This window comes from Nonomuraea soli (genome assembly GCF_013761175.1).
GTDB lineage: Bacteria > Actinomycetota > Actinomycetes > Streptosporangiales > Streptosporangiaceae > Nonomuraea > Nonomuraea soli.
This window is the reverse complement of the sequence record NZ_JACDUR010000001.1, coordinates 911,897-924,906: the sequence shown is the minus strand read 5'-3', so window position 1 is coordinate 924,906 and position 13,010 is coordinate 911,897. Positions and strand designations below refer to the sequence as shown.

Annotated in this window: 14 protein-coding genes; 6 read left to right on the top strand and 8 right to left on the bottom strand. The window is 70.8% G+C overall.

Annotated elements, in window-relative coordinates; translation table 11 throughout:
* Positions 1-38: 38 nt before the first annotated feature.
* Both HNR30_RS04425 and HNR30_RS04420 read right to left on the bottom strand, forming a co-directional pair.
* On the bottom strand, positions 39-1,169 hold the full coding sequence (locus tag HNR30_RS04425) for a sensor histidine kinase (RefSeq protein ID WP_181608334.1): 1,131 nt from the start codon (positions 1,167-1,169) through the stop codon (positions 39-41).
* A gap of 45 nt (positions 1,170-1,214) precedes the next feature.
* Positions 1,215-1,835: a molybdopterin-dependent oxidoreductase gene (locus HNR30_RS04420; protein ID WP_181608333.1), complete on the bottom strand. Its 621-nt coding sequence runs from the start codon at positions 1,833-1,835 to the stop codon at positions 1,215-1,217.
* Positions 1,836-1,944: 109 nt separating this feature from the next.
* On the opposite strand from HNR30_RS04420, the gene HNR30_RS04415 reads away from it, so the two are divergent.
* Positions 1,945-2,241 (top strand): YiaA/YiaB family inner membrane protein, encoded by a 297-nt coding sequence (locus HNR30_RS04415; protein ID WP_181608332.1) that lies wholly within the window; start codon positions 1,945-1,947, stop codon positions 2,239-2,241.
* A 13-nt stretch (positions 2,242-2,254) separates the two neighbouring features.
* Positions 2,255-2,506, top strand: coding sequence for a hypothetical protein (locus tag HNR30_RS04410; RefSeq protein WP_181608331.1), 252 nt, complete (start codon positions 2,255-2,257; stop codon positions 2,504-2,506).
* A 4-nt stretch (positions 2,507-2,510) separates the two neighbouring features.
* Here HNR30_RS04410 and HNR30_RS49915 read toward each other — a convergent pair whose 3' ends face one another.
* Positions 2,511-4,643, bottom strand: a complete 2,133-nt coding sequence (locus tag HNR30_RS49915; RefSeq protein ID WP_181608330.1) for a tetratricopeptide repeat protein — start codon at positions 4,641-4,643, stop codon at positions 2,511-2,513.
* 57 nt (positions 4,644-4,700) lie between these two features.
* Positions 4,701-5,303, bottom strand: coding sequence for an ArsR/SmtB family transcription factor (locus HNR30_RS04400; protein ID WP_181608329.1), 603 nt, complete (start codon positions 5,301-5,303; stop codon positions 4,701-4,703).
* Positions 5,304-5,380: 77 nt separating this feature from the next.
* Here HNR30_RS04400 and HNR30_RS04395 point away from each other — a divergent pair, with 77 nt between their 5' ends.
* Both HNR30_RS04395 and HNR30_RS04390 read left to right on the top strand, forming a co-directional pair.
* The gene (locus tag HNR30_RS04395; protein ID WP_181608328.1) at positions 5,381-5,959 is read left to right on the top strand and encodes a dienelactone hydrolase family protein; all 579 of its coding nucleotides are present in this window, start codon (positions 5,381-5,383) and stop codon (positions 5,957-5,959) included.
* 29 nt (positions 5,960-5,988) lie between these two features.
* The gene (locus HNR30_RS04390) at positions 5,989-6,588 is read left to right on the top strand and encodes an NTF2-like N-terminal transpeptidase domain-containing protein (RefSeq protein ID WP_181608327.1); all 600 of its coding nucleotides are present in this window, start codon (positions 5,989-5,991) and stop codon (positions 6,586-6,588) included.
* Between the two features lie 122 nt (positions 6,589-6,710).
* On the opposite strand, the gene thiI is transcribed toward HNR30_RS04390, so the two are convergent.
* The 3 genes from thiI to macS all read right to left on the bottom strand — a co-directional run bounded on the left by thiI (position 6,711) and on the right by macS (position 9,970).
* Positions 6,711-7,907, bottom strand: a complete 1,197-nt coding sequence (gene thiI / locus HNR30_RS04385) for a tRNA uracil 4-sulfurtransferase ThiI (RefSeq protein ID WP_181608326.1) — start codon at positions 7,905-7,907, stop codon at positions 6,711-6,713.
* Between the two features lie 36 nt (positions 7,908-7,943).
* Positions 7,944-8,585, bottom strand: coding sequence for a response regulator (locus tag HNR30_RS04380; protein WP_181608943.1), 642 nt, complete (start codon positions 8,583-8,585; stop codon positions 7,944-7,946).
* Positions 8,586-8,866: 281 nt separating this feature from the next.
* Entirely contained in the window at positions 8,867-9,970 is a 1,104-nt protein-coding gene (macS, locus tag HNR30_RS04375; protein WP_181608325.1) for a MacS family sensor histidine kinase, read from the bottom strand.
* Positions 9,971-10,121: 151 nt separating this feature from the next.
* Between macS and HNR30_RS04370 the strand changes: the two genes are divergently transcribed.
* Positions 10,122-10,904 (top strand): MHYT domain-containing protein, encoded by a 783-nt coding sequence (locus tag HNR30_RS04370; RefSeq protein WP_312894221.1) that lies wholly within the window; start codon positions 10,122-10,124, stop codon positions 10,902-10,904.
* A gap of 134 nt (positions 10,905-11,038) precedes the next feature.
* Positions 11,039-11,776, top strand: coding sequence for an MHYT domain-containing protein (locus HNR30_RS04365; protein WP_246377146.1), 738 nt, complete (start codon positions 11,039-11,041; stop codon positions 11,774-11,776).
* A 133-nt stretch (positions 11,777-11,909) separates the two neighbouring features.
* On the opposite strand, the gene HNR30_RS04360 is transcribed toward HNR30_RS04365, so the two are convergent.
* The gene (locus tag HNR30_RS04360) at positions 11,910-12,935 is read right to left on the bottom strand and encodes a 6-phosphofructokinase (protein ID WP_181608322.1); all 1,026 of its coding nucleotides are present in this window, start codon (positions 12,933-12,935) and stop codon (positions 11,910-11,912) included.
* Positions 12,936-13,010: the final 75 nt, after the last annotated feature.

Genomic DNA, 13,010 nt, shown 5'->3' with positions numbered 1-13,010 from the left:
GACTCGCCTACGTTGGGTAAAAGTTTGACTACAAAGAGCTAGGTGGAGGTCTTGGGGATGCGCAGGAGCACCTTGGTGCCCGCCCCGGGAGCCGTCTCCACGACGAGCCCGTAGTCCTCGCCGTAGATCTGGCGCAGCCGCACGTCGACGTTGGCCAGGCCGATGCCGCCCTCGCGGCGGGTGTCGCCGTCGAGCAGGTCTCGGGCGCGTTCCGGGTCCATGCCGACCCCGTCGTCCTCGACGCTGATGCCCACCTCGGGGCCGGCGTCGCGCACCACCACCCGGACCTCGCCTCCCATGCCGTGCTTGATGGCGTTCTCGACCAGCGGCTGCAGGCACAGGAACGGCACGGGCACCGGCAGGACCTCGGGCGGGACCTGGACGGTGAAGCGCAGCCGGTCGCCGAAGCGGGCACGTTCGAGCAGCAGGTAGCGGTCGACGCAGGTCAGCTCGTCGGCCAGGGTGGTGAAGTCGCGGGTGCGGCGCAGGGCGTAGCGGGCGAAGTCGGCGAAGTCGAGCAGCAGGTCGCGGGCGCGCACCGGGTCGGTGCGCACGAAGGAGGCGATCGTGGTCAGGGCGTTGTAGATGAAGTGCGGGGAGATCTCGGCGCGCAGCGCGCGCATCTCCGCCTCGACGGCCTGCCGCCTGGAGGAGTCGAGCTCGGCCAGCGCCTCCCGCCGCGCCGCGTCGAGCTCGGCCAGCTCCAGCTGCCCGCCGATCCATCGCGCGACCTCGGTGACCGTGCGCACGAGCGCCCCGTTGACCTCGGCGTCATAGGCGGCCAGGGCGCCCACCGTACGCCCGGCCACGGCCAGCGGCACCGCTACGGAGGCGCCCGTCACCTGGGGGCGGCCCGAGGCCAGGGCCTGCCGTACCTGCGCGAGGACGTCGCCGCCGCACGGGCCGTCGGAGGCGAGCGCCGCCTCCGTGGAGGTCAGCGCGACGGCCTCGGTGCCCAGCAGGCAGCGCAGGTGCCGTACGGCCTTGCGGGCCGAGTCGCGGGTGAGGCCGTCGCGCAACGACGGGCCCGCCAGGGCGGCGATGTGGAGCGTGGTGAAGGTGGCCTCGTCCTTCCATCCACCGGAGGGCAGGTGGGGGCGGCGGCGCGAGAGCAGCAGGCCGCACCCGAACGCGATCGCGACAAGGGCCACCCAGGCCGGGGTCGACATGCGGGTAACCGTAGCGGCGTTTGCCCTCTGTAGCGGGACGAATACCTAAGGTGGGCCCTCGCCTGGTTCCTCCTGGTAGGAGTAACGCTGCTCCCGCCAGGGGTCGGCCACGTTGTGGTAGCCGCGCTCCTCCCAGAATCCGCGCCGGTCCTCCAGGAGGTATTCGATGCCGCGCACCCATTTGACGCTCTTCCAGGCGTACAGGTGCGGGACCACGATGCGCAGCGGGAAGCCGCGGTCGGCCGTCAGGGGCTTGCCGTCGAGCTCGGTGACGAGCAGGGTGCCGTCGGCCGTCAGGTCGCTCATGCGGATGTTGGCGCTGTAGCCGTACTCCGCCCAGATCATGACGTGCCTCACGCCGGGATCGGGCGGCGCGATCTTCAGCAGGACGGCGGGGTCCACCCCGCCCCACTCGTTGCCCATGATCGAGAACCGGGTGACGCAGTGGAAGTCGGCCAGGGCAGCGGTCTTGGGCAGCTGATCGAAGTCGGGCCAGGTGAAGACGTGTTCCCGGCCGTCGGCGGTGGCGCCGAAGACGCGGAAGTCCCACTTGTCGGGCTTGAACTCCGGCACCCTTCCGTAGTGAATGACGGGCCTCCCACGAGGAACGTACTGGCCCGGGGGCAGGCGCGACTCTTCGCTCTTGGCCTCACTCACCCTGGCCATACTGCCACCGGGGGTCGGGGGAGGCTGCAGCGGGCTGCCGTTGTACTCACGGGTAACTTGAGTACTTCCCCTCATGTGCCGCCATATCGCGCTGAATCAGCATGTGACCATGACTTCGACGACAAAGCCGATCCAGCCCACCAGCACCACCGCGTTCTATCTGCAGGCCGTGATCTCCTTCGGCCTCGCCCTCGTCGCCGTCGCCCTCGGCATCGCCTACCTGCCGGCCGACGCCTGGGTCCGCGGCTTCCTCGCCGTGGGCATGCTCTACCTGGTCACCTCCAGCTTCATGCTCGCCAAGGTCGTGCGCGACCGTCAGGAGCTGTCGACGGTCTCCACGCGCGTCGACCAGGCCCGGCTCGACAAACTGCTCGCCCAGCACGATCCGTTCAAAGTGGACGCGTGATACATCTGGAGGCGTGTCTCCATACCTCGAGGGACCGGACGGGCTCCGCGTCGAGCCCGTCCAGCTGAAGGCAGGCAGCCTTCACCTGCTCATGGCCCAGATCCGCGAGCCGGGGGCCCAGCCAGGAGAGGTCTGGTACCGGATCACCCGGCGCGGAATGGCCCTGGGGGTGCCGGGCTACTACCAGCTGCACGAGCTGGAGGAGATCGTGAACCTGGCCGATCTGCACGCGCCGGAGGAGGGCACCGCGACCGGGACCGCCTGAGCGTTCACCCGGCCGACACCCTCGCCAGCCCTTCCCACGCCGCCGCCGTCATCGGCTGCTGCGCGCCCAGCACCGCCTCCATCCGCTCGGCCACGCGCCCGTACTCCCGCCGCGCCTCCTCCCGCTCGCCCGCCGCCTCGTAGGCCGCGGCCAGCCCCAGACGGGTGATCAGCGTGTCCGGGTGATCGGCCCCCACCACCCGCTCCTGATCGCCCAGCACCCGCTCGAACAACACGATCGCCGCCCCCGTACGCCCGGCGCCCGCGCACGCCTGAGCGAGCCGCCCGCGCGACACCAGCGTCTCCGGATGGGACTCGCCCAGCACCCGCCCCTGGTCGGCGACCACCGCCTCGAAGAGCGCGACCGCCTCCTCGTGCCGCCCCGCCCCGGCATGGGCGAGCGCCTGGTTGAAGCGCGTGATCAGCGTCGCCGGATCGTCCGGGCCGAGGACCCGCGCCTGGTCGGCCACCACGCTCTCGAACAACTCCGGCGCGAACCGCCCCGCGCCGCTGAGCGACGAGGCGAGCCTGGCCCTGGAGTGCAGCGTGTCGGGATGGCCGGAGCCCAGCACCCGCGCACGATCGGCGACCACCTGCCCGAACCGCTCGACGGCCTCCTCGAAGCGGCCGGCGAACTCGTGCGCCGTCGCCAGCCGGTGCCGCGCCTCCAGGACGCGGGGATCGTCCTGGCCGTGCAGCCGCGCCCACCCCTCGGCCACCTCCCGCAGGATCGGGGCCGCCCTCAGGCCGTCGTTGAGGTAGAGGAAGTGTTGCGCGACCGCCTGCCGTACCTCCAGGACCAGCTCCGCGGCCGCGTCGCCTCTCGGGCCGCCTCTCGGGCCGCCTCTCGTGTCGCCTTTCGTGTCGCCTTTCGTGTGCTGCCAGAGTGCCGCCGCGTGCCCGTCGACCGCGTTGATGTACGGCAGGCGCCGCCAGGTGTCCTCGTCGGCCACCTCCCGGATCCCGAGCAGGCGCCGCCCCGCACGTTCCACCGTCGCGGCGAGCGAGCCCTCGCTCTCCCTGACGACGCGCTGTACCAGCCGGTGCACGACCACGGTCGAGCCGTCGCGGCTGAAGCTGATCAGCGACTGCCCCGCCAGCTCCGTCAGCCGCTCGCCCTCCAGGAACTCCGTCCCCACCCCGGCGGGCGCCATCACCGACAGCTCCGCCAGCAGCTCGCGCGATGCGCGGCCCACCGCGCGCAGCGACAGCAGGATCGCCTGCGCCACCCCCCTCGGGTACGGCTCGCCCGAAGGCCGCTCCAGCAGCCGGTCCACCGGCTCGGCGCGCAGCCGCGCGATGTAGGCGCTGTAGGGGAGCCTCGGCGGGCCCACCATGCACGCCGCCGCCACGGCCAGCGCCAGCGGCAGCCGGTCCAGCTCCCGCACCAGCGCCCGCGCGGCGGCCACGTCGCCCGGCCCGACTCGCTCCCGAAGGTAGGCCAGCGCCTCCCCCGCCGTGAACCGGTCGACGACGACGGGCTCGGCGACCCGTTCGAAGGCGTGCGTGTTCGTGGTGATCAGCACCCGGGTCCCGCCGGTGGCGGGCAGCAGCGCCGCGACCTCGTCCGGATCGGCCGCGCTGTCCAGGACCAGCACGTACGGCTCGCGCCGCCCGGCCAGCCAGCTCCTGACCTTGCGCCGGACCTCCTCCGGGCCGTCGCCCTCGCGCAGCAGGCCGAGCTCCCCCGCCATCTCCGCGAGCGCCGCCGTGAGCGGCTCCGCGGCCAGCCACGCGACGGGAACGCCGTCGTCGAGACACGTCCTGGCGTAGGCGGCGGCCAGCTGGGTCTTGCCCACGCCCTTGCCGCCGATGAGGCAGCAGGGGCGGCCGGAGGCGAGGATCTCCTCGATCCGGTCACGCAGGCCGGGCCGCTGTTGGAAGGCCCTGGGCCGGCGCGGCACCTCCCCGATCGCGGCGGCGCCGCCTTCCGGCCTCACCGGTTCTCGCACCGGAGCCCGCCTGGACTCCCCCGCCCCCGCCCAGATCGCCAGCGGGGTCGCCGGCAGGAGCACCACCAGCCCCACCACGATCCCGGTGGTGTCGAGATCCATGCCCCCGGCGACGCACGCCCACCACGCCAGCCCACCCGTGGCCAGCGGTGCGAGGGTCGCGATCAGAACGCGTGACCGTCTCACACCGACGAAGGTTTCACAGGCCGGGCGGGCGCACCATGCACAAGCTCACACTCGAGATCAAGAGCCTTCGTCCCGCACCGGCAGCGCCGGGTAGTCGGTGATGGGGTACAGCCCCACGGCGAACCCGTAGGTCGTCTCACCCGAGCGAGGCAGGTGGTCGAACTCCTGCACCAGCTCCTTGATCCGGTGCCAGAACGCCGTGGCGTGCTCCTCCGGAATCCGGGCGTGCCGGATGAACGCCCACAGCCGGTGCGCCTGGAACGCCGCCGCGGACTCCTTCGCCGCCACCTCGAAGTCGTTGAAGTCGAGCGGCATCGTCCCCCCGTCGGCGGACTCGCCGACGCCGACGTAGAACATGCGTGCCGTACGGCCGTAGTAGCGCTCCTCCAGCGCCCGCACCCGCCGGGTCCGCACCACGCGCAGCAGCCCCGCCTCGGCCAGGACGTTGACGTGGTGCGCGACCGTGCCCTTGGGCCGCCTGACCGCGGCGGCCAGCTCCGTCACGGTCGCGGCGCGCTCGTGCAGGAGGCCGAGGATGGTGGTCCGCAACGGATCGCCGATGGCTCTGACCTGCGCCGGAGTGGTCAGCTCGATCACCTCGGCCAGGTCGTAGTCCGGGACGGCCGGATCGCCCTCCGGAACCGGTGGATTGCTGGACATGGTGCGATTAGTCTAGCCTCATCGATCGTTCGGGATTTCCCGGACGTTCAGCATTTGCCGGATGAAAGGCGACCCTCATGACCGAGGTCCTGCTGTTCCACCACGTCCAGGGCCAGACGGCCGGCTTCCTCGACTTCGCCGGTCAACTGCGCCGCGCCGGCCACACCGTGCACACGCCCGACCTCTTCGACGGCCGCACCTTCGCCACCCTGGACGACGGCCTGTCCCACGCCCGCGAGGTCGGCTTCGCCACCCTCCTGGAGCGCGGCACCCGCGCCGCCGACCCGTTGCCGGGCGAGCTCGTGTACGCGGGCTTCTCGCTCGGCGTCATGCCCGCCCAGAAGCTCGCCCAGACCAGGCCGGGGGCACGGGGCGCCCTGTTCTTCGAGGCGTGCCTGCCCGCCTCCGAGTTCGGCGCCTCCTGGCCCGACGACCTGCCGGTCCAGATCCACGGCATGGACGCCGACCCCAGCTTCGCCGGCGAGGGCGACCTCGACGCCGCCCGCGACCTGGTCGCCTCGGCCAAGCGCGGAGAGCTGTTCCTCTACCCGGGCGATCGGCACCTGTTCTCCGACAGCAGCCTGCCCACCTACGACGCCGACGCCTCGGCGGCGCTGACGCGGCGCACCCTCGCCTTCCTCGCCGCCATCGACTGACGGCCGGGCCCTCTACACTTTGTCCGGCAATGACCCATTCCCGCCGCTTCACCGCCGCTCTTGCGACGGTCATCCTCATCGCCCTGGCCGCCGCCGCCTACCTGGCCACGCGCACCCCGGGCTCACCGGAACAGACCGCCACCGCCTTCCTGTCGGCATGGCAGCGTGGGGATCTGGCGGCCATGAGAGCCCAGGTGGTCGAAGCGCCACGGTCCTTCGACCAGGCCTACGCGGCCTTCACCGAGGGCGCCCAGGTCAGGCGGATCACGGTCGGGGAGATTGGCCTGCGCGCCAAGGAGCACCTCAACGTCGGCGAGGCAGCCACGTACCTGGTGACCTTCTCCGTCACCCTCGACGGCCCGGTGCCCTACTCCTACCAGGGAGAGTTCGAGGTCATCGAGTTCGACCGCGCCTGGAAGGTCACCTGGTCGCCGACGGCGATCCACCCCGGGCTGCAGGAGATCGGCTCCAGCGAGGTGCGCTCCGTCCGGGTGGTCCGGCAGCCGGACGGCTCGTCCCGCCTGGTCCTCCTGGAGCAACGGGCGCCGGGAGAACAGGCGGGGGCGCTGTTCGAGAGGGAGGGGTTGAAGCTGGTCGCCACGCTGGCGCAGCGTGACGCCGGCGGTTAGGTCTTTACTGTCAGGAGCAGCCAAGCCCGGCCCTGACCCGCTCGTCGCGAGACGCAGCCACCTCGACTCCGCTCCCCCCGGTTACCCGCCCGCCGGCTTCCCCCAGCGAACACCCCGTGCGCTCAGAGGGTGTACTCCTGGATCGAGTCCGCCAGCTGCACGCACAGCTCCTCGGCATCCAGCCGCTTCTCGATCTGCTTCAGATCCTCGATCTTCGCCCGCGTCTCGGCGCGCTTGGGCGCCAGCAACGAGCAGCAGTCCTCGTCCGGCAGCTCCGAGATCTCCAGTGTCCCGATACGCCGGGCCTCGGCCATGATCTCCGTCTTGTCCCAGCCCACGAGCGGCCGCAGGATCGGCAGCTCGACCGCGTTGTCCTGGGCGGTGATGTTGGCCAGGGTCTGGGAGGAGACCTGCCCGAGCGCGTCACCGGTGATGAGGGCCTCGGCCCTGATGCGGTGCGCCACCTCTTCCGCGGTCTTCAGCATCAGCCGCCGCTGGGCGATCACGGCCAGGCGGTCCTGACCGGAGGTGCGGATCGACTGCTGGGCCTTGCCGAACGGCACCACCCACAGCCGCGACCTGCCCTGGAAGCGGTCGAGCTTGCGCACCAGGGCGTACGCCTTGTAGATCGACTCGCTCGTCGTGAACGGGATGCCGGAGAAGTGCAGGAAGTCGACGTGGAGGCCGCGACGCATCATGCGGTAGGCGGCGACCGGCGAGTCGATGCCGCCGGACATGAGGACCAGGGCGCGGCCGCTGATGCCGACGGGCAGGCCGCCCTGGCCGGGCAGGCCGTCGGTGAAGACGAAGACCTCGTCGCGGTCGACCTCGACGTAGATGCTGAGCTCGGCGTTCTTCAGGTCGACCGGCAGCTTGAACTCGTCGTTGATGGTGCCGCCGACCATGCGGTCGAGCTCGGCGGAGGTAAGCGGGAAACGCTTGTCGCGGCGGCGCGACCGTACGCGGAAGGAGGCGCCGCGGGCGGTCTCGGGGCGGTCGCGCACCAGCTCGACGGCGGCCTTCACGACCGAGTCGGGATCCTTGGCCACGCGCCAGGCGCGGTGGATCCAGATGGTGCCGGGCACGTCGGTGACGCGCTGCGCGATGGCGTCGGCCTGCTCGACCGTGGTGCCCTCAGGCAGGAAGATCGCGATCACGCCGTGGCGGGCGCGCACGTCGACCTTCAGCTCGAACTCCTTGAGCGCCGCGCGGATGTTGCCGACCAGCCGCCGCTCGAACAGCTCGCGGTTCTTGCCTTTCAGCACGAGTTCGCCCAGCTTGAGCAGAACGCATGGCTCACCCAGGGCGGACATCGTCATGACAGGGGACCTTTCCGTGGGGGACAGCCCTCCAGTCTAGTCCTCGTCCAGACCTTGCTCGATCGCATATCTGACCAGCTCGACCCGGTTGTGCAGTTGGAGCTTGTTGAGGGTGTTCTGGACATGGTTCTGCACGGTCCGGTGGGAGAGCACGAGGCGGTCGGCGATCTGCTTGTACGACAGGCCCTTGGCGACCAGGCGCAGCACCTCGGTCTCGCGGTCGGTCAGGCGCGGCCCCTCGGCGGGCGTGGGCTGCGCGGCCAGCCGCCGGTACTCCCCCAGCACCAGCCCGGCCAGCCCCGGCGTGAACACGGCGTCGCCGTCGGCCGTCCTGCGCACGGCGTCGAGGAACTCCTCCCGCTGGGCCGACTTCACCAGATATCCCGACGCACCCGCTTTGACCGCTTCGAGCACGTCTTCCTGCTCGGCGCTCGCCGACAGCACGAGCACCCGCGGAGGCTGCTCCAGCGTCGCCAGACCGCGCGCCACCTCGGCCCCCGACAGATCGGGGAGCTGCAGGTCGAGGACGACGACGTCGGGCCGTACGGCTTGCGCCACCCGCACCGCCTGCCGCCCCTCGCCCACGGCGGCGACGACCTCGTAGCCCGCCTCGGCCAGGTCCCTGGCCACACCGTCGCGCCACATCGGGTGATCGTCGACCACCATGACCCGCACCATGTCGGCAGCGTACTTCAGGGCGCCGAGGAGCAGGAGAAGGAGGTTGACCACCGGGCGAAGCGGGCGCGCAGGAAGCGGGGGCGCGGCCGCGCGGGAGGTCGGGACGCGGGAGGTCGGGACGCGGGAGCGAGCGAGGCGGGCGGCAAGTCGAGGCGCAGACCGGGCAGCGGACGCCGAGGCCGGGGCGCGGACGCCGAAGCCAAGGCGCGGAGACAGTGCGCGGAGACAGAGGTGGGCGGCGGGGAGCGGTGGCGCGCGAGGCGAGAAGAGGCGGGGGCCGGTCAAGTGGGCACGGTGATCTCGATCTCCGTCCCCTCCCCCGCCCGCGACACGACCTCCACCGACCCCCCGAGGTCCGCCACCCGCCCGAGGATCGACTGTGCCACCCCCAGGCGCCCCTGCGCCGCCGCTTCGGCCAGGCGGCCGTCCGGGATGCCGGGTCCCTCGTCCCTGATGCTGACGATCACCGTCCCCTCCCCCGACTCCGCCAGTACCCAGGCGCGGGCGTCGGCCCCGCAGTGTTCGCGGACGTTGTCGAGCGCCGCCCCCACGGCCGCGGCCGTCTCGGTGGCGACCCGGGCGGGCAGGTCGAGCGGGGTGGCGGGCGTGGAGACGGTGACGCGGGCGGTGGCGTACGGCAGCAGCAGCGTGCGCAGGTCGGTCGAGCCCTCCTCCAAGGACTGGGGCCGGGTGGCGATGAGCTGCCTGAGCGCGATCTCCTGCTCGCCCGCCAGCCGTCCGAGTTCGGCCGCCTCTCCGCCGAGTTCCTGGCCGCGCCGCTGGACGAGGGCGAGCACCTGGAGGACGGAGTCGTGGATGCCGCGGGCGAGCCGGTCGCGTTCGCGCTGGGCGGCTTCCATCTCGGCGGCGCGCTGCATGCGTTCCTCGGCCTGTTTGGCGAGCCGGGCGACGTGTCCGACGACCACTCCTGACAGGAAAAGCAGGACGGTCCCGTTGAGCAGGATGGGTACGCCCGGCACCTGCCAGCGCAGCCAGATGTCGACGGCTCCGACGATGGCGGCGGCGACGGCTCCGAGGCGGCGCCCGCCGTACACGGCCCAGGCCAGGACGGGTCCGGCGACCCAGGTGGCGGGGACGGGCATGGTGCCGGGTCCGGCCTGAAGGTCGCCTTGCACGTCGGGGGTGGCCAGGAGGCAGGCGAGGGTGACCAGCATGTCGATCGCCAGCAGCGGCCAGCGGCGCAGGGTTTCGACGGAGTAGGCGTAGATGGAGGCCGCGGTCCACAGGGCCATGAGCCCGATGACGGTCCAGCCGAGCGCGGGTTCGGCGTAGCCGTCGTGCTGGACCATCAGCGCCGCCGCGTAGGCGAGGGAGGCGACGCGGAAGACCGCGATCGCCCGCCAGAAGGGCCCCTCAATACCCATGAAAAATTCTCGCGTTTCCGACAGAGCTTCTTGACAGATAGTTGGGATATCCATGCGTGACGTACGGGATCCCCGTAAAAATCGGGAAAGGTACCTGATCGATGGGATGCACCGTTATATGTCCGTTGTCAATCATTTCATCTATGGCCCCGTGACTCCGCTGCTCGCGTATGCCATGTCATGCGTCGGATCCATGCTCGGCCTGCGCCTGACCGCCCAGGCTCACCGCAGCCGCGGGGCGACGCGTTACCGTTGGCTGGCGGGCGCCGCGATTTCGATCGGCGGCACCGGGATCTGGGTCATGCACTTCATCGCCATGATGGGCTTCGACGTCCATGGCACCACCATCCGCTACGACGTGCCGCTCACCGTCGCCTCGGCCCTGGTGGCGATAACCGTCGTGGGCGCGGGGCTCTTCCTGGTCTCGGCCGGTGAGGGCCGGCTGCCCGCCCTGCTGGGCGGCGGCCTGCTCACGGGCCTGGGCGTGGCCTGCATGCACTACCTGGGCATGTACGCGATGAACATGTCCGCGCACGTGGCCTACCGGCTGCCCACGGTGGCCCTGTCCGTGGTCATCGCCGTGGTCGCCTCCACGGTCGCGCTGTGGTTCACGGTGCGGGTCAGGAAGACGGTCTGGATCACTCTCGCCGCGGCCATCATGGGCGTGGCCGTCGCGGGCATGCACTACACCGGCATGTTCGCCATGGAGGTGACCCTGTCCGACCCGGCCGCCCATGTCGCGGGCGCCGACGCGATCGACTTCCTCGTGCCGCTCATGACCGTGGTAAGCCTCATCACCCTGACGATGCTGCTCATGGCGATCCTGTCGCCGTCGGAGGCCGAGCAGCGTGAGGACGAAGAGCTCCTGGAACGCCTGCGAGCCCGCCGCACGACCCATCACCGCAGCCCTCTGCCGCCACCCGCTCACCGCTAGTTGCCCTTTTATATGAATATCCCTCATACTCCCTTGAATTCACTTTTCAAGGGACCCCCATGTCGCCTATTGATCATTTCTCCTTTGGTGCTCTGACACCCGCTCTGGCCTACATCATGTCGAGCGCCGGCTCCATGTTGGGGCTCCTGCTCACCTCGCGCGCTCGGCTGCTCAGCCCGAAGGAAGCGCGCTGGTGGCTCGTCGGGGCCGCCGTGTCCATCGGCGGCACCGGCATCTGGGTCATGCATTTCATCGCGATGATGGGCTTCTCCGTCGAGGGCACGACCATCCGTTACGACGTGCTGCGCACGGTCGTCTCGGCCCTTCTCGCCGTGATCGTCGTGGGCGCCGGCCTGTTCCTGGTCAACAGGGGCGGCAGCCGCCCGGCCTACCTGCTGGGCGGCGGCACCCTGGCCGGCATCGGCGTCGCGGGCATGCACTACCTGGGCATGGCGGCCATGAACATGGCGGGCCACGTCAACTACGACATCAAGATCGTCGCCCTGTCGGTGCTCATCGCGGTCGTGGCCGCCACCGTGGCGCTGTGGTTCACGCTGCGGGTGCGCGGCGCGGTGGCCATCGGCGCCGCGGCGCTGATCATGGGCGTGGCCGTCACGGGCATGCACTACACCGGCATGTTCTCGATGTCGGTCCAGGTCATGGCCGACCACGGGGAGATCCACGGCGCCAAGGCGATCGACTTCCTGCTCCCGCTGATCGTCGGCATCAGCATGATCACCGTCGGCCTGCTGCTGACCGTGCTGCTCTCGCCGTCGGAGAAGGAACTGCGCGGCGACGAGGAGTTTCGCGCCCGGCTCAACCGCCGCGACGACGAGCCGACCTCCAGCGAAGGCAACCTCTTCAAGGCCTGAGGGCGAAAAAAGAGAGAGTACGGCTTGGCACCGGGTGTGGTGGGCCGCCGATGGATCCGGCGCCAGCCGTACTCTCGAAGGGGATTTGCGTGTTCAACGTAAGGCGGGCCGCTTGCAGCCCGCCTGCAAGTTCCTAACCGAAGAAGACCTCGGCCTCGGCGTACCTCGACGGCGGCACCGTCTTGAGCTCGGCCGTCGCCTCGTCGAGCCCGCAGCGCACGATGTCGGTGCCGCGCAGGGCGACCATCTTGCCGAAGTCGCCGTCGTGCACCGCGTCGATGGCGCCCAGCCCGAAGCGGGTGGCCAGCACCCGGTCGTAGGCGGTCGGGGTGCCGCCGCGCTGGATGTGGCCGAGCACGGTGGTGCGGGCCTCCTTGCCGGTGCGCTTCTCGATCTCCTTGGCCAGCAGTTCGCCGATGCCGCCGAGCCGTACGTGGCCGAAGGAGTCGAGCTCGCCGGTCTGCACGGCCATCGAGCCCTCGGTCGGGTGCGCGCCCTCGGCGACCACGATGATCGGCGAGTAGCGGGTGCGGAAGCGCGACTCCACGTATTCGCAGACCTGGTCGATGTCGAACGGCTTCTCCGGGATGAGGATGACGTTGGCGCCGCCGGCGAGGCCTGCGTGCAGCGCGATCCAGCCCGCGTGGCGTCCCATGACCTCGCAGATCAGCGCCCGGTGGTGCGACTCGGCGGTGGTGTGCAGGCGGTCGATGGCCTCGGTGGCGATGTTGACCGCGGTGTCGAAGCCGAAGGTGTAGTCGGTGCCCGACAGGTCGTTGTCGATCGTCTTGGGCACGCCGACGACGTTCACCCCCCGGTCGAACAGCTGCTTGGCCACGCCGAGGGTGTCCTCGCCGCCAATGGCGATCAACGCGTCGACGTCGCCGGAGGCGAGGTTGTCCTTGATCCGGTCGACCCCGCCCTCGATCTTGATCGGGTTGGTGCGGGACGAGCCCAGGATCGTCCCGCCGCGCGGGAGGATGCCGCGGACGGCCTGGATGTCGAGCGGCATGGTGTCGCCTTCGAGCGGGCCGCGCCAGCCGTCGCGGAATCCGACGAACTCGTGCCCGTATACGCTCACCCCCTTGCGCACGACAGCCCTGATCACAGCGTTGAGACCGGGGCAGTCGCCGCCTCCGGTCAGCACTCCTATACGCATGGCGGGGTTCCTCCCGATGGGGTTCACGAACCAGAATCGCATTGTGCCCGCGCGCGCGGGCATTGGTCTAGACCA